The following is a 19,716-nucleotide window of genomic DNA, read 5'->3' as shown; positions in this document are numbered from 1 at the left end:
ATAATATTAATTGATATTATTACGCATCAAAAGTAATTGTAACTTTATACATATCAAACTTATTCAAGCCAGTTCATTCTTATGTTTAAGTACGGAATAGATAAACTAACCTTAGAAAAGGTAATTCAGCTAGCCAATGGTGAGCTTCAGGGTCAATTAACTTCTGATGCTGTTTCTAAAATAAATAAGTGCCGTGCGCTGGTTGAAGATATGGCGAATGGCGACAAGGCAGTTTATGGCATCAATACAGGTTTCGGACCACTATGCGACACGCAGATTTCACCTGAGGATACTAATCAACTTCAACAAAATCTCCTAATAAGTCATGCTGTTGGTGTGGGGCAACCCATCGATCCTTTTATTTCTAAATTAATGATGATCTGCAAAGTCCACGCATTAAGTATTGGGCATTCGGGTGTTAGAAAAGAAGTGATTGATCGCATTTTATTTTTTATTGAAAAAGATTGGATTCCGGTCGTCCCTGAACAGGGGTCTGTTGGTGCATCCGGTGACCTTGCCCCTCTTTCCCATTTATTTTTGCCCCTAATAGGTGAAGGTAATTTCTGGATAGGTCAAGAAATAAAATCGGTGAGTGATGTTCTCAAAGAAAATGAAATTAGTCCGTTAGCACTCAAAGCAAAAGAAGGCTTAGGCTTAATTAACGGTACCCAGTTTATATTAGCTCATGCCATTGTTGGTCTTCATAAGATGAGCTACTTGCTTGATTTAGCTGATATCTCGGGAACAATGAGTCTAGAGGGCTATCAAGGCAGCAGCTCTCCCTTTAAAGCTGAATTACATAAACTAAGACCATATGATGGTTCCATATTAGTGGCAAGTCGAATTAGAAGTCTTCTGGACGGATCAGAAAATTTGGAATCACATGCAAACTGTGGTCGTGTACAAGACCCATATTCTTTACGCTGTATGCCACAGGTTCATGGTGCATCAAGAAATGCATATATGCACTTAAAAGAATTGGCAGAAATAGAGATGAACTCAGTGACCGACAATCCGATTGTTATCAGCAAAAATGAAGCTATTTCCGGCGGTAATTTTCATGGTCAACCATTAGCTATGGCGCTTGACTATGCAACTATTGCAGCCGCAGAATTAGGCAATATATCCGATCGAAGGTGCTATTTACTCTTAGAAGGGCATCATGGCTTACCAAGGTTACTAGTTACAAGTGGTGGATTGAATTCCGGTTTAATGATCCCGCAATATACTACAGCCGCTTTGGTAACTGAAAACAAATCACTTTGCTTCCCTCCATCAGCGGATAGTGTGCCTACTTCTATGGGTCAGGAAGATCATGTATCGATGGGAAGCATATCTGGAAGAAAATTTAATCAAGTGCTAAACAATCTTGAAAAAATATTGGCTATTGAGTTGTTATACGCAGCGCAAGCAATGGAATTTAGACGTCCTCTTAAGTTTTCAACCCTATTAGAGAAAAATTTTGATTTAATACGCGAGCATGTTGCCAAACTTGAAGATGATCGATATCTTAATCCAGATATTCAAGTGTTAATACAACTGGTTCGGGATAAAAAAATATTCGTAGCGTAGAAAATATGACTTTCAGAGAACATATATTACAGGGTATTCCACAAGAATTACCTTCAAAAAAACCACTTAACCCTAACAGCAATCATGCTCCTAAAAGGAAAGATATTCTTTCTAAACAAGAAAAAGAGCTAGCCATTAGAAATGCCTTGCGATATTTCCCAAAATCTTGGCATCATGATCTGGCAAAAGAATTTGCTGAAGAATTAAGTGTTTATGGTCGTATTTACATGTATCGGTTTCAACCGGAATATAAAATGTATGCTAGACCCATTGAAGAATATCCGGCCAAATCAGAACAAGCTGCGGCGATCATGTTAATGATTCAAAATAATCTAAATCCTACGGTAGCGCAACATCCTGATGAATTGATAACGTATGGGGGTAACGGCGCCGTTTTTCAAAACTGGGCGCAATATCTGTTGTCGATGCAGTATTTAGCAACAATGACCAATGATCAAACATTGCATATATATTCAGGGCATCCAATGGGTTTATTTCCTTCCTCTAAAGACGCACCAAGGGTTGTCGTTACTAACGGAATGATGATTCCCAACTATTCCACTCCAGATGATTGGGAACGGTATAATGCATTAGGTGTAACACAATACGGCCAAATGACCGCGGGATCCTATATGTATATCGGTCCGCAAGGCATTGTACACGGTACTACCATTACTGTAATGAATGCATTTAGAAATATTTTAGATAAAAACGAATCCCCGGCTGGTAAAATATTCTTAACCGCCGGACTAGGCGGCATGAGCGGTGCACAACCTAAAGCGGGCAATATTGTAGGCTGTGTTACCGTCTGTGCCGAAATTAACCCGGATGCTGCTAATAAACGATTTGATCAAGGCTGGGTTGATGTGTTAATAAAAGATATTGATCAACTGGTTAAAGAGGTGCGCCAAGCGCAACGTGAACAGAAAACCATATCGATAGCCTTTATTGGTAACATTGTTGATGTCTGGGAGCGATTTGATACTGAAGACCTTTTTGTTCATGTAGGTTCTGATCAGACATCGCTTCACAACCCTTGGTCAGGAGGCTATTACCCGGTTGACATGAGCTATGAAGAAGGGAATTCATTACTACGATCAAATCCTGAACTTTTCAAGCAAAAGGTTCAGCAAACCATTAGAAGACATGCTGCTTCCATTAATAAGCATACTGAAAAAGGAACATATTTTTTTGATTACGGAAACGCATTTTTGTTGGAAAGTGCCCGTGCAGGAGCTGATATAATAGCAGAGAACGGAATTGATTTTAAATATCCCTCATATGTTCAAGATATATTAGGACCTATGTGTTTTGATTATGGTTTTGGTCCCTTTAGATGGGTTTGCACTTCTGGAAAAAGTGAAGACCTCGATAAAACTGATAGCATTGCAGCAAGCGTACTTTCTGAAATTATGCAGGAAAGTCCTGATGAGATTAAACTCCAAATGAGGGACAATATTAAATGGATCAAGGAAGCAAAAGAGAATAAACTGGTAGTGGGTTCACAAGCTAGAATTTTATATGCCGATGCAGAAGGAAGAGCTAAAATCGCAAAGGCATTTAATGATGCCGTTGCAAGCAAAGAGATCGGTCCGATAGTTTTGGGAAGAGATCACCATGATGTAAGTGGTACTGATTCTCCTTATAGAGAAACCTCTAACATTTATGACGGAAGCAAATTTACTGCTGATATGGCCATTCATAATGTGATAGGTGATAGTTTTAGAGGTGCTACCTGGGTTTCCATACATAATGGAGGTGGCGTTGGCTGGGGCGAAGTCATGAATGGCGGCTTTGGAATGTTACTTGATGGCACCAAAGAAGCGGAGTCAAGGTTAAAAAGTATGCTCTTTTATGACGTAAATAACGGTATTGCGCGCCGCAGTTGGGCCAGAAATGAAGAAGCCTTATTCGCTATCAAACGAGAAATGAAACGGACTAAAAATCTAAAAGTAACCTTGCCAAATTTAGTTGATGATGAATTATTGGAAGGGCTTTTCGAAGCATAATCACGTAATTCCTAAAAAAATGAAAACGCACTCAGATAAACAATGAAGAAGCTCTTCAAAAACATAAAAGAACTGATTCAAACTCGAGAAACAAGTATCCCCTATGTTTCCGGTAGTGAGATGAACATACTTCCTACTCTTAAAAATGCGTTTCTAGTAGTGGAAGATGGGCTAATCTCAGATTTTGGTTCGATGGAAAACGTACCCAATGATCTGGCCGGAGAAGTTGTTGATTGTGAAGGAAAAATGATTTTACCTAGTTGGTGTGATTCACATACACATCTCGTATATGCGGGAAACCGTGAGGGCGAATTTGTTGATCGCATTAATGGACTATCTTATGAAGAAATAGCAAACAAAGGCGGTGGCATTTTAAATTCTGCAAGCAAATTACAGCAAACGTCTGAAGAAGATTTATATAACCAGAGTTGTAAAAGGCTTGAAGAAATTATCAAGCTTGGCACAGGTGCCATTGAAATTAAATCAGGATATGGTTTAAGTAAAGAAGCTGAAATTAAAATGCTTCGGGTGATCAAAAAGCTAAGAGACAACTACCCGGTTCCAGTTAAAGCTACTTTTTTAGGAGCTCATGCCTTACCAAAAACCCATAAAAATGCCAGTACCTATATTGATTATTTGATTAATGACGTATTACCAGAAATTTCGAAAAATGGATTAGCTGATTATATTGATATTTTCTGCGAGAAAGGGTATTTTGATATTGTAGATACCGAAAAATTGCTAAAAGCAGGAAAACAGTACGGATTAATTCCAAAAATACACGTAAATCAATTTAATGCGATCGGAGGTGTTGAAGTTGGAGTGAATAATAATGCGCTTTCTGTTGATCATCTTGAGGTACTTACTGAAGAAGATGTTATGTGGCTTAAAGGCAGCGGCACCATGCCAGTCGCATTACCCGGCTGCTCGTTTTTTTTAAGCATTCCGTACACCCCAGCTAGAAAACTAATAGATTCAGGTCTCCCGCTTGCATTGGCTACAGACTTTAACCCTGGATCAGCCCCATCGGGAAATATGAATTTTGTGATATCTGCTGCCTGTATAAAAATGAATATGACTCCTGAAGAAGCCATAAATGCAGCTACCATTAACGGTGCATACGCGATGGGATTAGAAAATGATGTTGGAAGCATTACCAAAGGAAAAAAGGCAAATTTGATCGTAACGAAACCCATCAGTTCATACGACTATATACCCTATTCCTTTGGCTCTAATTTGATTGATAAAGTGTTTTTAAACGGAATTGAACAATAATGTCTCCATTAGATTTACATATTCAATATCAATCAGGTGAAAACGAAAACTGGTCCGGGAGGAATACGGACCCGAAAAGTGGAGTTCAATATTGGTATCAAGCAATCAGCCCAGCTTCACTTACCAATACATTATCAAATGCAGACATAGGACTTATTGGATATGCCTGTGATGAAGGTGTACAACGAAATTTAGGCCGAATTGGCGCGGTCAATGGACCAACTGTTATCAAAGAGCGATTAGCAAAATTAGCATATCACCATTTTGATAAAACAATAACCAATTTTGGCGATGTAGCGTGTATAGACCATAATCTGGAAGCTTGCCAAGATGCATTTGCAATGATCATTAGCAAACTGCTTTCGAATAAGATTTTTCCCATAGGTATTGGTGGCGGTCATGACATTGCTTATGCTCATTTCAAAGGAATTCATGAATTTGTAAAAAATCAACCTAAAAATAGGATAGGGATTATCAACTTTGATGCTCATTTTGATCTTCGGCCAGTAAGGAAAAATGGGAATTCAGGTACCCCTTTTAATCAAATTCTAAATGAATTTGATAAGGTATCCTATTTTGCATTGGGAATTCAGAAAGCATCGAATACAAAAGAATTATTTGACATTGCCAATACATACAACGTACAATATGCAGTGAGCAGTGAATGTACCGTTGAAAATATTACACAAATTAAGCAGCGACTTGAAAACTTTTTATCAACTATTGATTACCTATATATCACCATCGATCTCGATGGCTTTTCATCTGCTTATGCTCCTGGTGTTAGCGCTCCTTCTCCATTAGGTTTTGATCCAAACTTTGTAAATTCAATATTAAAGTATTTATTTAAATCAAAAAAGGTAATTAGTTGTGATTTAGCTGAAATGAATGCAGAGTATGATTTAGATAGTTCAACTGCAAATTTAGCAGCAAGGTTAATTGATGGTATTGTAGGATTTGTTAATAAAGTTCGATTTCATCAACACTGAATATATCAAAATCATCAACTTAAATTTATCTCATTCTTGTTATTGAATAACAAACTAAAAACTTAATGCGATTCTAAAGTAGATTAAGAGTGTTGCAGATTTTCAATAAATAATTTACAGCCCAGCTACATCAGCAATTTCACCCATTATTTTTTGCGCAAGGTCATCTGCTTTTTCCTGAGTCGAAGCTTCTGTATAAATTCTGATAATAGGTTCAGTATTTGATTTACGCAAGTGTACCCAATTTTCAGGAAAATCAATCTTCACACCATCAATCGTAGAAATGTCCTGGTCCTTGTACTTGGCTGCTATCGATGCTAAAATACCATCAACGTCAAGTTCTGGAGTAAGCTGAATCTTATTTTTACTCATAAAATAAGGAGGATAAGAAGCTCTTATTTCACTTACTTTCTGTTTCTTTTCTGCAAGCAACATTAAGAATAAGGCAGTACCTACAAGCGAATCACGACCATAATGAGATTCTGGATAAATGATCCCGCCATTACCTTCTCCCCCTATAACCGCGTTGTTCTTCTTCATTAAGGTGACTACATTGACCTCTCCAACCGCGCTAGCTTCATAACTACCGCCATGCTGGTTACTAATATCTCGTAAGGCTCTTGATGATGACAGATTCGATACGGTATTACCGGGTGTTTTACTTAATACATAGTCGGCACAGGCAACCAAAGTGTATTCTTCACCAAACATTTCACCATTATCACTAATGAAAGCTAGACGGTCTACATCGGGATCAACAACGATACCAAAATCTGCTTTTTCCCTCACCACAAGTTCACAAATATCTTGTAAATGTTCTTTTAGAGGTTCGGGATTATGAGGGAAATGCCCATTAGGTTCGCAGTACAGCTCTATCACCTCAACTCCCAAACGTCTTAGTAGCTTAGGAATAGCTATACCCCCGGTAGAATTCACGCCGTCAACAACTACTTTTAGCTTGTTTTCCTTTATTACATTTTCATCAACCAGCGATAGTTTTAGCACCTCATCAATATGAATATCAATATATTGATCATTTACAGTAACACTACCTAAATCATCTACATCAGCAAAATCAAATGCTTCGTTAGCAGCTATGTCCAATACCTTGGCTCCTTCAGCACCATCGATAAACTCTCCTTTTTCATTAAGAAGTTTTAGTGCATTCCATTGCTTCGGATTGTGACTAGCTGTTAGAATGATACCTCCGTCGGCATGCTCCATAGGCACAGCAATTTCTACTGTTGGTGTGGTAGAAAGTCCTAGATCAACAACATCAATTCCGAGCCCTATTAGTGTATTTACAACTAAACTTTGAATCATTTCTCCCGAAATTCGCGCATCACGACCGATTACAACTTTCGGATTGTCTTTTTTACAATAATCTTTTAACCATGTACCATAGGCAGCTGCAAATTTCACAGTATCAACCGGGGTTAAATTATCATTTACCTTTCCTCCAATAGTACCTCGTATTCCCGAGATCGATTTGATTAGTGTCATATTGTAATTTTATAAAAAACGTGTCAAAGATAATGCTTTGAATACTAACGAAAAGGCATTTTATCGTGTTGTTCAGCTTTCTGCCGAAGGTTAAAAAGTTATGATCAAATCATTAAAACAATTTAAGCTGATCCCTTGGTACTTTAATTAGTAAAAATCTTCATTTCGCATGAAACCACGCCATAATTTCAACTTAAAGCGGTACTTTAGAGCAATGAATTTTCTTGCTCATATCTATCTTTCCGGAAATGATGATCACATAAAAATTGGGAATTTCATTGCTGATAGTATTCGAGGAAAGAAATACAAGGAATTTCCTAAATCCATTCAAAACGGAATCTTACTGCATAGGCAAATTGATACTTATACCGATAAGCATCCAATTGTACGGCAAAGCACTAAACGATTACATAAAAATTACGGTCACTACAGCGGTGTTATCGTAGATATTTTATACGATCATTTTCTAGCTAAAAATTGGAAAAAATACTGCGATATAGCATTAGAAGATTATGTAAATGATTTTTATGACTTGCTGGAAAATAATTTTGATATGCTACCAGAGCGAATTCAGCACATGATGCCTTATATGATCGCTGATAATTGGTTAAAAAGCTATGCCACGGTAAAAGGGATTGGCAAGATTCTACATCAAATGAATCGGCGCACTAAAAACAAATCCAAAATGAATTTTGCAGTAATTGAATTGGAAGAGTTTTACACAGAATTCGAAACTGAATTCACTAATTTTTTTGAAGAATTGATAGTGTTTGCAAAAAAAACGTTGGCCGCATTACAAGCAAGTTAATCTAAATTAAACCAGCTATTTACTTTTTCTAACGTTCCACTTTTAAAGTCTATGTGTTCAAATTCGTTATTACTTGGATTATACTTATAATCTTTTGCCCATTCTTCATGATTTTCTGCGAGAGTTTTGATGCTTTTGCATACATACTTTATCTCTTCGCAAGTCATGGTTGGATGAATAGACATACGGATCCATCCCGGTTTTTTTATAAGGTCACCTATCAAAATTTGATCTACGATAGATTGTGAAGTTTCCTGATCTACATGCAATAAATAATGTCCGTAAGTACCTGCGCAACTACAACCTCCCCTAGTTTGAATACCAAAACGGTCATTTAGAATTTTAACTCCCAAATTATAGTGAAGTTCATCTATATAAAATGAAAAAACCCCCAGACGATCTTTCTGGTTAGGTGCCAATATTTGTAGATTCGGTATTTCGCCTAAAATATCAAATAAACGATCCAATATCTCGTGTTCTCGTTCTATAATATTGTGTATTCCCATTTGCTCCTTCAACTTAATGGCTAAAGCGGTTTTTATTGTCTGAAGGAACCCCGGTGTACCACCATCTTCTCGGTCTTCTATACTATCTATATATTTATGTTCTCCCCAAGGGTTGGTCCAACTAACGGTTCCACCACCAGGGCAGTCAGGAACCATATTTTTATACAACTTTTTATTAAAGATTAAAACTCCTGAAGAACCCGGCCCTCCCAGAAATTTATGTGGTGAAAAGAAAATTGCATCTAAATAGGCGTCTTGATCATCAGGATGCATATTCATTTCTACGTATGGTGCGGAACACGCAAAATCAGCAAAACAAACACCCCCGTGCTGATGCATTAACTTAGCAACTTCATGGTACGGTGTTTGAATACCAGTAACATTGCTACAAGCAGTAATTGATGCTATTTTCAAAGGTCGATCTTTGTATTCCTCGAGTAATTCTTGAAGGTTTTCAAGTGAAAACAACCCATTTTCATCACCAGGAATTACCACTACCCGAGCAATTGTTTCTAACCAGGAAGTTTGATTAGAATGATGCTCCATATGACTTACAAAAACGATTGGTCTTATTTCATCTGGAACGCTGGTAAACTTGCGCATATTTTCGGGTAGCTTTAATCCTAATATGCGCTGAAACTTGTTGATTACTCCTGTCATACCGTTGCCTGCAACAATTAAAACGTCATCTTCATTGGCATTTACATGTTGTTTAATAAACCTGCGTGCTTCCTTATAAGCAAGTGTCATTGCCGTACCAGATACGGTAGTTTCAGTATGCGTGTTCGCTACAAAAGGTCCAAATTTGTTAAGCATCTTCTCTTCTATAGTCTTATACAAACGACCAGAAGCGGTCCAATCGGTATATACTATCTTTTGAGTACCATAGGGCGATTCAAATTCCTGATTGACCCCTATAATATTTTTACGAAATTTCTCGAAATATTTTTCAAGTTTTGAAGCAGATTCTTTTGTTTGTGCCGGTACCATAAAACAAGATTTAAACCAAAACTAACGTTATTTGAAATAGACATATGTAACAAATGTTACCCTTACAAAAATAGGTAGTTATCGCTTTACATTCACAACAAAATTAAGGCTTTATATTAAATTAATTAACATAGTTAACTAATTTAATGTATAGAAATAATCTATAGAATAAGTAGATCTTTGTTACTGATAACTAAGGCTATTTTGCCTTGAGAATCTTTATATTTGAATCTGACAATTACAAACTATCACTTTTAACCAAGCAGCATGAGAAAAAATTTGATTCTTTATCTACTATTATTTGTTGTAGCCTTCACAACGAGTTGTAAGCGAAAAGTTCAACGCGGTTTAATTACCGAAAAAGCCATGGTGGTATCAGCAAGGGAAGAAGCCTCTAAAATCGGACAAGCTATCTTAGAAAATGGCGGAAATGCTTTTGATGCTATGCTAGGTGTTGATCTGGCATTAAATGTAGCATACCCGTTCGCAGGTAGTATAGGAGGTGGTGGTTTTATGGTTTACAGAATGAATGATGGTAGTTACGGAAGCCTTGATTATCGAGAAAAAGCACCATTGGCGGCCTCTAGAGATATGTATCTGGATTCATTAGGTAATGTAATACCTGATAAAAGTACATTAGGAGCCATGGCTGTTGGTGTTCCCGGAGGAATTGCAGGTATTTTTGAGGCTCACAAAAAATTTGGTAAACTACCAATTGCTGATATCATTCAACCCGTAATCGATCTTGCCAATAAGGGAGTATTCGTAACAGAAAATCAGGCCAAGCGTTTAAAAGCACAGCAAGAAAAGTTCTTAATTGTCAACGACTCGAATTTCTTCTTAGCAAAGGACTTTAAAAAGGGAGATGTAATAAAATACCCAAAACTAGCGCAAACATTGACTTTACTAAAAGATAAGGGACCTCAGGAGTTTTACACAGGGGAAACCGGGAAAAAACTGGCAGCCTTTATGCAGCAAGCGGGAGGCATAATTACAGAAGAGGATCTAGTGAACTATAAGCCTGAATGGCGAGAACCGGTTGTTTTTGATTATGATGACATGAAAGTAATCTCAATGAGTCCGCCTTCAAGTGGTGGTGTTTGTATTGCGCAAATCATGAAAATGATCGAGCCTTATGACTTAGACGATTACGGCCATAATTCTGCTAAATCGATTCAAGTAATTACAGAAGCTGAAAGAAGAGCTTATGCCGATAGATCATTCTTTTTAGGCGATCCAGATTTTAGCGATATCCCTATCGAAGCATTGATTTCTAAAAGCTATCTAACAGAACGAATGGATTCTTTTTCATTTGATACAGCTACTACCTCAGAATCTGTCAGTCATGGTACGATCAATATGACAGCAGAAAGCATGGAAACCACCCACTACTCTATTGTTGATCAATACGGAAATGCGATTTCTGTAACAACTACCTTAAACGGAGCCTATGGGTCAAAACTATACTGTGAAGAATTAGGTTTCTTTTTAAACAATGAAATGGATGATTTTAGCTCGAAACCGGGTGTGCCTAATATGTTTGGGCTTATTGGAGCTGAAGCAAATAGTATTGCTCCCGGAAAACGCATGTTAAGCTCCATGACTCCCACTATTGTTGAAAAAGATGGGAAGTTATGGATGGTAGTTGGTACTCCAGGGGGATCAACCATTATTACATCGGTAGTACAAACTATTTTAAATGTTCACGAATTTGATATGGGAATGCAAGAGGCCGTAAACGCTCCTCGCTTTCACCATCAATGGTTACCCGATGTTATCACTTTTGAACCAGATGCGTTCTCAACGGAATTACTTAGTGAATTAAAAGATAAAAAGTATCTAATCAACGAAAACCGTACCCCTATAATAGGGAAAGTAGATGCTATTTTAATACTGGAAGATGGTAAACTAGAAGGTGGTGCTGATCCTCGAGGTGATGATGCTGCAGCCGGGTTTTAAAAAACAGGTATCACAATAAATGAAAAAAATACTGAAAGTTTTCTTGAAGATATTGGGCGTTTTTGTAGGGCTATTAATCCTTGCATCTTTAATTATCTATTTCATCTACCATGAACCGTTACCGGAAGGAAAACAAGGTGCAGAAGCAGATGCACTTGCGGAAAAAATGCTTAAAGCTGTCGATCAAACATCTTATAGAAGTACACGCTATCTAGAATGGACCTTCAAAGGGTTACACACGTATAAATGGGACAAAGACCTTGGACTTGTTGATGTTTCTTGGAATGATATTGAAGCAAAAGTGAATTTAAACCACCCAAAAAAAAGTGTTGTTTACAAAAGTGGAACCAAGTTAATTGCTGAAGAAGCTGAACAAAAAATCCAAAAAGCAATTGACTATTTTAATAACGATTCCTTTTGGTTAGTGGCTCCGTTTAAGGTCTTCGATTCTGGTACAACCAGAAGTATTGTACACAACGAAGACGGATCTAAGGGGTTATTAGTAACCTATGCCACCGGCGGTACAACACCAGGGGATTCTTACTTATGGAAATTAAATGACAATGGTTTTCCTGAATCGTATAAAATGTGGGTCAAAATTATTCCTATTGGAGGTATCGAAGCCAGTTGGGATGATTGGAAGATTGTTCAATCAGGTGCACGTTTGCCCGCCTCACATCAATTATTATTTTTAGAACTAGATATGGGGAATTTGAAAGGGTATAACTAGTTGGCAGTTGGCAGTTGGCAGTTGGCAGTTGGCAGTTGGCAAAAAAAATTACAAAACTTCTAACTTTGCAAAACGAAGCAACAACTTCTTAATCCCGCCACTTTCGAATTGAATCTCAGCTTTTTTATCTTGACCGGCACCTTCTAATTTGATAACCTCTCCCCGACCAAAACGGGTATGATTTACCTTGGTACCGGGAACTAAGTCGCTATCAAATAAGTTTCCTGTAGGGGCACCATCAGAAACTGGTTTAAGTTTTCTTAATTTTCGCAGCTGCTCTTCAGTAGGCCCTTTTGGGGCTCTCCCAGCAATTGGTTTTTTAAGCCGCAGTTTACTTTTGTCAACTTCCCCAAAAATATCAGCATCAATCATTGGTTGATACCTTCTATCGTCTAACTTAATCATATATTCAAGATACTGATCATCTATTTCTTCAATAAAACGACTTGGTTCAGCATCAATCAATTTTCCCCAACGATAGCGCGATAAAGTATAGGTTAAATAGGCTTGCTTTTCTGCTCTTGTCAATGCCACGTAGAACAACCTGCGCTCCTCTTCTAATTCACTTCGGGTATTCATACTCATTGCCGAAGGAAAAAGGTCTTCTTCCATACCTACGATATAGACATACGGAAATTCTAACCCCTTAGCTAAATGAATAGTCATTAAAGCAACGCGATCATCATCACCGGTATCTTGATCTAAGTCTGTCGCTAAGGCAACATCTTCTAAAAACTCAGTCAAGACTCCCGTAGCATCAGCTATTTCTTGTTGGCCTTCTACAAAGTCTTTTATACCATTTAATAGCTCTTCGATATTTTCCATTCTGGCAATACCTTCTGGCGTACCATCTTTTTTAAACTCTTGTATAAGCCCTGTTTTCTTAGATACATGCTCAGCTACCTGAAACGCATCGGCATTTGCATTCATTACCTGAAAACTTTGTATCATGGTCACGAAATCCTGAAGTTTTTGCTTTGTTCCTGCGTTGATTTTCAATTCAACTTTGTCCAAGTGCATCATCACCTCGAAGATCGAACGGTTGTAATGATTAGCTGCAACTACCAAACGTTCCACAGTGGTCTGCCCTATACCACGTGCTGGGTAATTAATGACTCGTTTTAGTGCTTCTTCATCTGCGGGATTCACTATTAACCTCAAATAAGCCAATACATCTTTAATCTCCTTGCGCTGATAAAAGGACAAGCCACCATAAATACGGTACGGAATATCGCGCTTGCGAAGCGCATCTTCAATTGATCTAGACTGGGCATTGGTGCGATATAGTACCGCAAACTCGCCATTACCCAACTGTTGGTTCATTTTATTATCCCAAATAGAAGAAGCTACATAGCGACCTTCTTCCGCATCAGTTGATAATCTGTTAACGATAATTTTTGGCCCATCATCGTTCGCCGTCCAAACAACTTTGTCAAGTTTGGTTTTGTTTTTATCAATGATCGAGTTGGCTGCGTTAACGATATTTTTCGTAGAGCGGTAATTCTGCTCGAGGCGATAGGTTTTTACTCCATCATAGTCCTTCTGGAAATTTAGAATATTGTTAATATTTGCTCCTCGAAACGCATAAATACTCTGTGCATCGTCACCTACTACACAAATATTTTGAAAACGATCCGACAATGCTCTAACAATTAAGTATTGTGAGTGATTGGTATCCTGATACTCATCTACCAAGATATACCTAAATCTATTTTGATATTTAAGTAAAACTTCTGGAAAGCGAGTCAGTAATTCGTTTGTTTTCAAAAGTAGATCATCAAAATCCATCGCCCCTGCCTTAAAACAACGATCTACATAATTCTGATAAATTTCTCCAAGTCTCGGCCTCTTAGCCATTGCATCACTTTCTTGCAGTTCAGGGTTTTGAAAATAAGCTTTAACTGTGATTAGACTATTCTTATAAGACGATATCCTTGAATACACTTGCTTGTATTTGTAGATATCCTTATCAAGTCCCATTTCCTTTATAATACTAGAAACTAAACGCTGAGAATCTTGAGTATCATAAATGGTAAAGTTGGAAGGATATCCTAGTTTATCAGCCTCAAACCGAAGGATTTTTGCAAAAACTGAATGGAAGGTCCCCATCCATAAATTTTTTGCTTCACTATTTCCAACAATCTGCGCAATACGCTTTTTCATTTCGCGTGCTGCTTTATTGGTAAATGTTAAGGCCAAGATATTAAAGGGGTCGACCCCTTGATGCATTAAATATGCTATGCGATAGGTCAATACTCTAGTTTTTCCCGATCCGGCGCCAGCAATAACAATCATCGGTCCATCTTTTTGTAAAGTTGGAGCTAATTGTGCTTCATTAAGTTGACTTAGATATTCTTCCAAAAAAAAGCAATTTTATAGGTTGTGAATTTAAATAAAATGAAAGCAACCGGAAAGCACTGTAGTCATTAGTTATAAACATGAAAAATGAAATAAATGTCTCTTTTTTTAAATATCTTTAACGTCTAACCAACTAGTAAATGATCATCCGAAATTTGTTCCTTCTCCTGCTTTTAACTTCGCTTTCAACACTTGCGCAAAAGAAAGGCCCGATTATAAAAGCCTACGGGGCAGTAAAAAAAATTGAAAACCCAGATTATAAAACAGATACTGCTGCAACCTTCAAAGTAGTTTTTGACGTAATGGATACACCGAATGACCTGAATGCTATCAATAAAAAAATTGAAACCGCTGCGCGTTTTCTTAACATGCATGCTCAAGCGGGTGTACCAAAAGAACAACTAAAAGTTGCTTTGGTTGTACACAACAAAGCGTCCAAAGATATCATTACCGACAAGGCATATAAAAAACGATACCAGACTAAGAATCCAAATAGTAAATTATTGGAATCCCTTTTAAATGAAGGAGTACAAGTGATTTTTTGTGGACAATCATCTAAATCCAGGGGGTTCCCTAAAGAAGACTTAATTCCAGGAACTCAGATTTCACTTTCGGCTATGACGGCCCTAATTCAGCTACAGAATCAAAATTATAGACTAATCAAATTTTAAATAATGAAACATTTTTTATTGGGATTTTCCTTGCTAATTGCTGGAGTTTCTTTTTCCCAAAATAAGATCGACAAGCAAATAGATAATATTGAACAAAAAGTTATTGAATGGCGACGTGATATTCATCAAAACCCTGAGCTTTCTAATCGAGAATTTGAAACTGCCAAAAAGGTAGCCGCTCATTTAGAATCATTGGGAATAAAAGTGCAAACCGGAGTTGCCCATACAGGAGTTGTTGGTATTTTAAAGGGCAAAAAACCAGGCAAAGTAGTAGCATTACGGGCAGATATGGATGCACTACCGGTAGATGAACGCGTTGATCTACCGTTTAAATCGACCGTCAAGGCTACATACAATGGTAAAGAAACAGGAGTTATGCATGCCTGCGGTCACGATACTCATGTAGCAATTTTAATGGGAGTTGCTGAAATACTTGCAAAAAACACTGACAAAATAAAAGGTACAGTAAAATTTATTTTTCAGCCTGCTGAAGAAGGAGCTCCCAAAGGTGAGGAAGGCGGGGCCAAATTAATGGTAAAAGAAGGTGTTTTAAAAAATCCAGATGTTGATGCTATTTTCGGCTTACATATTAGTTCCGGTACACCAATTGGTCAGATTAATTACAAGCCTGGTGGGATCATGGCTGCGGCCCAGCGTTTTGAGATTAACGTAAAAGGAAAACAAGCACACGGTTCTAGACCATGGCAAAGTATTGATCCGGTAGTAGCATCAGCGCAAATTATCATGGGGTTACAGACCATTGTCAGTCGGGAAACAGAGCTTACCAAAGAAGCTGCTGTCATTTCAGTAGGAATGGTTAATACAGGTATTAGAAATAATATTATTCCGGAATCCGCCACAATTATTGGTACCATAAGAACTTTGGATTACAATATGCAAAAGAAATTGAACGACCGCATGAAAGAAATGGTTCCTGCTATTGCAAAAGCATATAAAGCCGAAGCGACAATTGATATAGCAGAAGGTACAGCGATTACCTATAATAATGAGGCATTAGTTACTCAAATGCTACCTACATTACAGCGATCGGCCGGAAAAGAAAATGTAAATCTAATCAGTGCTATTACAGGGGCAGAAGATTTCTCATTTTTTCAAGAAAAAGTCCCTGGATTTTATTTCTTTTTAGGAGGTACTCCACTGGACATGAATCCGGCAGATGCACCATCACACCACACTCCTGATTTCTTTATCGATGAAGCTGGTATGAAGTTAGGTGTTAAGGCATTGACCAATTTAACGTTTGATTATTTAAATAGTAAATAAGTACTTATGCTCCCCTCATTCTGTAAACCCGGATGATATGCAAGAAATTCTAAATTTTTTAGGTAGTATTCCCTGGTGGGGTTGGATTATTGTTGCAATCGCCTTGGTGGCTATACGCGATATTTTCTTTCAAAAAAAACACACCATTAGCCACAACTTTCCGGTGATTGGCCATTTTCGCTATATGTTAGAAAGCATTGGTCCTGAGCTTAGGCAATACTTGGTAGCAAATAACCGAGAAGAGCTTCCTTTTAATCGTATTGAAAGAGGCTGGATTTATGCATCGGCCAAGCAAGAAAATAACTACGAGGGTTTCGGAACCGATAGAGATATCTATACTCATCAATACATCTTTATTAATAATGCAATGATACCCTACAAGGTAAAAAAAGAGCATCCTAACAAAGATGACAAAACATTTTTACCATGTGCAAAAGTGATGGGGTTACCTAAGAATAGAAAACGCCCATTCCGACCGCGATCTGTTGTAAATGTTTCTGCGATGAGTTTTGGTTCCTTATCTGCAAAAGCCATTGAGTCGTTAAATAAGGGGTGTGGGCTATCAGGTGCATATCACAACACTGGTGAAGGTGGGCTCTCCCCTTATCACAGTAATGGTGCGGATGTAGTCTTTCATTTTGGTACCGGATATTTTGGTGTAAGAGATGCGCAAGGAAATTTCTCGATGGAAAAGATGAAAACACTAGTCAATGATAACCCATTTATTAGAGCTATAGAGGTAAAACTATCTCAAGGGGCTAAACCTGGTAAAGGTGGTGTGTTACCAGGTAAGAAGATTACTCCTGAAATTGCAAAAATTCGTGGTGTTGAAGTTGGAAAAGATGTGTTATCACCATCAACGCATACTGCTTTTAATAACGTACCGGAATTGGTAGATTTTGTTGAGGACATTGCGAATGAAACAGGACTACCTGTGGGTATAAAAGCTGCCATTGGAAAATTGGACCAATGGGAGGAACTAGCTAAAATCATGAAAAACACTGGTAAAGGACCGGATTTTATTACCATAGATGGTGGTGAAGGCGGAACTGGTGCTGCCCCACCAGCATTTGCCGATCATGTTTCGTTGCCATGGGTTTATGGTTTTAGCGATGTTTATAAACTATTTCAAAAACATGGCCTTTGTGATCAAGTCGTATTTATTGCAAGTGGTAAATTAGGTTTTCCTGCTAAAGCAGCAATGGCATTTGCTATGGGAGCAGATTGTATTAATGTTGCCCGTGAGGCGATGATGAGTATTGGTTGCATTCAGGCACAAATATGTCATACAAATAAATGCCCCGCCGGAGTCGCTACCCAGAAAAAATGGTTACAAAACGGGATCAATATCCCTCTAAAGTCTGAACGTTTAAATCAATACTTCAGAACCTTTAGAAAAGAACTTTTGGATATAACACATGCCGCTGGTTACGAACATCCTTCCCAGTTCAATATGGACGATGTCGATATAAGTTTAGGTGATAAAAACCTTACCCAAACATTAGCTGATACATATATGTATCACAAGGAAAAAGTCGATTTTGATTCAATGCAGGTTTTAAAAGATTGCGAACATATTGGGAGCATTGATAATGGAAAGTTGAATACAAATAATGATTAATTAAATCACATCAATTACATTTTCTAAAATATAGTGAGTACCACCTACCAAAAAAGCAATTAATAATACCATTATCAATCGGAAAATGTTTCTTTTGGCATTAGTTAATTTCTGTTTTTTAAGATAAAAGTAATCTACTATGATAAAGAAGATTGCTATAATAATTCCGATAATTGCACCTACCTGAAATAATGCAACCTCATAGCCCCAATCAAATATTTTTAAAACCACTTAAAAGGTTTAGGTGAAGACCTTAGCACAATGCTCATATTATATTATACCATACCACTTAAAACAGATAACAGTAACCAAAAAATACTAGAAAACAGCTGTTTAGTAAAAATCATTACCTAATGTTAATTTCGATTCTGTGAAATCTTAAAACTCACAATACTGCAAATAATGTTAAACAAATATAAAACGATCTTTAATGTTTGTTAATCAAAATAATAGTTATCAACATACGCTAATGGTCTTCGAGAAGTTTTCTATTTTTAAGTCTTTAATCGTAAATAGTATTAAATCATAAAATTTATGGCAACCGTTACACTTAAAGGTAATGCAATTCATACATCAGGAGATCTACCCGCTGTTGGTAGTGAAGCTCCTAACTTCAAATTAGTTTTAAACGACTTATCCTCGATCTCATTAGGTGATTTTAAAGGTTCAAATCTCATATTAAATGTTTTCCCAAGTATCGATACTGACACTTGTGCGGCATCGGTAAGGAAATTTAATGAACAAGCTGCTGCTTTGGAAAACACCAAGGTATTGTGTATTTCCCGTGACCTCCCTTTTGCCCAAGCTCGTTTTTGTGGTGCTGAAGGCATTAAAAACGTGATCAACTTATCAGACTTTAGAGATCGGGAATTTGGAAGATTATATGGTCAGGCTTTTATAGATGGACCTTTAGAAGGTTTACTAGCCCGATCTATTGTCGTGATTGATGGTGAAGGCAATGTAGCACATACTGAGCAAGTTGCCGAGATTGTAGACGAGCCGAATTATCAGGCTGCGCTCGATGCACTTACAAATGAGTAAAAGCAACCCATCAAAATACAGTAAACGCTTTTTAGGCATGCAGTATGCGCTAAAGGGCGTTTTTCTTTTACTAAAAACCGAGCGTAATTTTCAAATTCAATGCATAGCAGCGATTATGGTGACTGCTTTCGGATTTTATTTTGAGATTTCGAATGAAGAATGGATGTTTCAAATAATTGCCATTGCACTTGTTCTTGGAGCAGAAGCAATGAATACCGCCTTTGAAAAATTGGCGGATTATGTAATGCCAAATCATAATGAAAAGATTGGTATTGCCAAAGATATTTCAGCTTCAGCTGTGCTCATTTGTGCTTTATTTGCAGCCATCATAGGTTTATTTATTTACCTTCCTAAAGTGCTATAACGCCATACTATTTTATTAGGAAAAGCGTTAAACATT

16 protein-coding genes are annotated in these 19,716 nt (G+C 37.5%); 12 read left to right on the top strand and 4 right to left on the bottom strand.

What is annotated here, in order from left to right; translation table 11 throughout:
- The first annotated feature begins 81 nt into the window (after positions 1 to 81).
- The 4 genes from hutH to hutG are packed head-to-tail and all read left to right on the top strand — an operon-like array spanning position 82 to position 5,845.
- Positions 82 to 1,572, top strand: a complete 1,491-nt coding sequence (gene hutH / locus ABN763_RS01990; RefSeq protein ID WP_410483731.1) for a histidine ammonia-lyase — start codon at positions 82 to 84, stop codon at positions 1,570 to 1,572.
- Between the two features lie 5 nt (positions 1,573 to 1,577).
- Positions 1,578 to 3,581: a urocanate hydratase gene (locus ABN763_RS01985; protein ID WP_410483730.1), complete on the top strand. Its 2,004-nt coding sequence runs from the start codon at positions 1,578 to 1,580 to the stop codon at positions 3,579 to 3,581.
- A 42-nt stretch (positions 3,582 to 3,623) separates the two neighbouring features.
- A complete protein-coding gene (hutI, locus tag ABN763_RS01980; protein WP_410483729.1) occupies positions 3,624 to 4,856 on the top strand; it encodes an imidazolonepropionase in 1,233 nt (410 codons plus the stop codon).
- Positions 4,856 to 5,845, top strand: coding sequence for a formimidoylglutamase (gene hutG / locus ABN763_RS01975; RefSeq protein ID WP_410483728.1), 990 nt, complete (start codon positions 4,856 to 4,858; stop codon positions 5,843 to 5,845). Before hutI ends, hutG begins: the two co-directional genes overlap by 1 nt.
- Positions 5,846 to 5,959: 114 nt before the next feature.
- Here the strand turns inward: hutG and glmM are convergent, their stop codons facing one another.
- On the bottom strand, positions 5,960 to 7,348 hold the full coding sequence (gene glmM, locus ABN763_RS01970) for a phosphoglucosamine mutase (RefSeq protein WP_410483727.1): 1,389 nt from the start codon (positions 7,346 to 7,348) through the stop codon (positions 5,960 to 5,962).
- Between the two features lie 214 nt (positions 7,349 to 7,562).
- Here glmM and ABN763_RS01965 point away from each other — a divergent pair, with 214 nt between their 5' ends.
- Positions 7,563 to 8,156 carry an ACP phosphodiesterase gene (locus tag ABN763_RS01965; RefSeq protein WP_410484167.1) on the top strand — a complete coding sequence of 198 codons (594 nt, stop codon included), beginning with the start codon at positions 7,563 to 7,565 and terminating at the stop codon, positions 8,154 to 8,156.
- Here ABN763_RS01965 and ABN763_RS01960 read toward each other — a convergent pair.
- The gene (locus ABN763_RS01960) at positions 8,153 to 9,652 is read right to left on the bottom strand and encodes an aminotransferase class V-fold PLP-dependent enzyme (protein WP_410483726.1); all 1,500 of its coding nucleotides are present in this window, start codon (positions 9,650 to 9,652) and stop codon (positions 8,153 to 8,155) included. The genes ABN763_RS01965 and ABN763_RS01960 overlap by 4 nt on opposite strands.
- Positions 9,653 to 9,919: 267 nt before the next feature.
- On the opposite strand from ABN763_RS01960, the gene ggt reads away from it, so the two are divergent.
- Positions 9,920 to 11,611 carry a gamma-glutamyltransferase gene (gene ggt / locus ABN763_RS01955; RefSeq protein ID WP_410483725.1) on the top strand — a complete coding sequence of 564 codons (1,692 nt, stop codon included), beginning with the start codon at positions 9,920 to 9,922 and terminating at the stop codon, positions 11,609 to 11,611.
- A 19-nt stretch (positions 11,612 to 11,630) separates the two neighbouring features.
- Positions 11,631 to 12,341 (top strand): hypothetical protein, encoded by a 711-nt coding sequence (locus ABN763_RS01950; RefSeq protein ID WP_410483724.1) that lies wholly within the window; start codon positions 11,631 to 11,633, stop codon positions 12,339 to 12,341.
- A 48-nt stretch (positions 12,342 to 12,389) separates the two neighbouring features.
- Here ABN763_RS01950 and ABN763_RS01945 read toward each other — a convergent pair whose 3' ends face one another.
- Positions 12,390 to 14,702, bottom strand: coding sequence for an ATP-dependent helicase (locus tag ABN763_RS01945; RefSeq protein ID WP_410483723.1), 2,313 nt, complete (start codon positions 14,700 to 14,702; stop codon positions 12,390 to 12,392).
- Between the two features lie 137 nt (positions 14,703 to 14,839).
- Between ABN763_RS01945 and ABN763_RS01940 the strand changes: the two genes are divergently transcribed.
- From ABN763_RS01940 to ABN763_RS01930, 3 genes are read left to right on the top strand one after another with little or no spacing between them, the layout of a single operon-like run.
- Entirely contained in the window at positions 14,840 to 15,370 is a 531-nt protein-coding gene (locus ABN763_RS01940; RefSeq protein ID WP_410483722.1) for a DsrE family protein, read from the top strand.
- Positions 15,371 to 15,373: 3 nt separating this feature from the next.
- Positions 15,374 to 16,654, top strand: a complete 1,281-nt coding sequence (locus ABN763_RS01935; protein WP_410483721.1) for an amidohydrolase — start codon at positions 15,374 to 15,376, stop codon at positions 16,652 to 16,654.
- A gap of 37 nt (positions 16,655 to 16,691) precedes the next feature.
- Positions 16,692 to 18,275 (top strand): FMN-binding glutamate synthase family protein, encoded by a 1,584-nt coding sequence (locus tag ABN763_RS01930; RefSeq protein WP_410483720.1) that lies wholly within the window; start codon positions 16,692 to 16,694, stop codon positions 18,273 to 18,275.
- Here the strand turns inward: ABN763_RS01930 and ABN763_RS01925 are convergent, their stop codons facing one another.
- On the bottom strand, positions 18,276 to 18,506 hold the full coding sequence (locus ABN763_RS01925; RefSeq protein ID WP_410483719.1) for a hypothetical protein: 231 nt from the start codon (positions 18,504 to 18,506) through the stop codon (positions 18,276 to 18,278). It lies immediately after the preceding gene.
- 303 nt (positions 18,507 to 18,809) lie between these two features.
- Between ABN763_RS01925 and tpx the strand changes: the two genes are divergently transcribed.
- Positions 18,810 to 19,316, top strand: a complete 507-nt coding sequence (gene tpx, locus ABN763_RS01920; RefSeq protein ID WP_410483718.1) for a thiol peroxidase — start codon at positions 18,810 to 18,812, stop codon at positions 19,314 to 19,316.
- Positions 19,309 to 19,680, top strand: a complete 372-nt coding sequence (locus ABN763_RS01915; protein ID WP_410483717.1) for a diacylglycerol kinase family protein — start codon at positions 19,309 to 19,311, stop codon at positions 19,678 to 19,680. Before tpx ends, ABN763_RS01915 begins: the two co-directional genes overlap by 8 nt.
- Positions 19,681 to 19,716: the final 36 nt, after the last annotated feature.

Source organism: Spongiivirga sp. MCCC 1A20706 (assembly GCF_046524175.1).
GTDB lineage: Bacteria > Bacteroidota > Bacteroidia > Flavobacteriales > Flavobacteriaceae > Spongiivirga.
Note: the sequence above shows the minus strand (reverse complement) of the source record. Positions and strands in the feature narration are given on the sequence as shown.

What these genes read in the sequence shown, in the direction of transcription:
- hutH (WP_410483731.1), top strand. Translation starts at nt 82, where the DNA reads ATGTTTAAGTACGGAATAGATAAACTAACCTTAGAAAAGGTAATTCAG.
- ABN763_RS01985 (WP_410483730.1), top strand. Translation starts at nt 1,578, where the DNA reads ATGACTTTCAGAGAACATATATTACAGGGTATTCCACAAGAATTACCT.
- hutI (WP_410483729.1), top strand. Translation starts at nt 3,624, where the DNA reads ATGAAGAAGCTCTTCAAAAACATAAAAGAACTGATTCAAACTCGAGAA.
- hutG (WP_410483728.1), top strand. Translation starts at nt 4,856, where the DNA reads ATGTCTCCATTAGATTTACATATTCAATATCAATCAGGTGAAAACGAA.
- glmM (WP_410483727.1), bottom strand. Translation starts at nt 7,348, where the DNA reads ATGACACTAATCAAATCGATCTCGGGAATACGAGGTACTATTGGAGGA.
- ABN763_RS01965 (WP_410484167.1), top strand. Translation starts at nt 7,563, where the DNA reads ATGAATTTTCTTGCTCATATCTATCTTTCCGGAAATGATGATCACATA.
- ABN763_RS01960 (WP_410483726.1), bottom strand. Translation starts at nt 9,652, where the DNA reads ATGGTACCGGCACAAACAAAAGAATCTGCTTCAAAACTTGAAAAATAT.
- ggt (WP_410483725.1), top strand. Translation starts at nt 9,920, where the DNA reads ATGAGAAAAAATTTGATTCTTTATCTACTATTATTTGTTGTAGCCTTC.
- ABN763_RS01950 (WP_410483724.1), top strand. Translation starts at nt 11,631, where the DNA reads ATGAAAAAAATACTGAAAGTTTTCTTGAAGATATTGGGCGTTTTTGTA.
- ABN763_RS01940 (WP_410483722.1), top strand. Translation starts at nt 14,840, where the DNA reads ATGATCATCCGAAATTTGTTCCTTCTCCTGCTTTTAACTTCGCTTTCA.
- ABN763_RS01935 (WP_410483721.1), top strand. Translation starts at nt 15,374, where the DNA reads ATGAAACATTTTTTATTGGGATTTTCCTTGCTAATTGCTGGAGTTTCT.
- ABN763_RS01930 (WP_410483720.1), top strand. Translation starts at nt 16,692, where the DNA reads ATGCAAGAAATTCTAAATTTTTTAGGTAGTATTCCCTGGTGGGGTTGG.
- tpx (WP_410483718.1), top strand. Translation starts at nt 18,810, where the DNA reads ATGGCAACCGTTACACTTAAAGGTAATGCAATTCATACATCAGGAGAT.
- ABN763_RS01915 (WP_410483717.1), top strand. Translation starts at nt 19,309, where the DNA reads ATGAGTAAAAGCAACCCATCAAAATACAGTAAACGCTTTTTAGGCATG.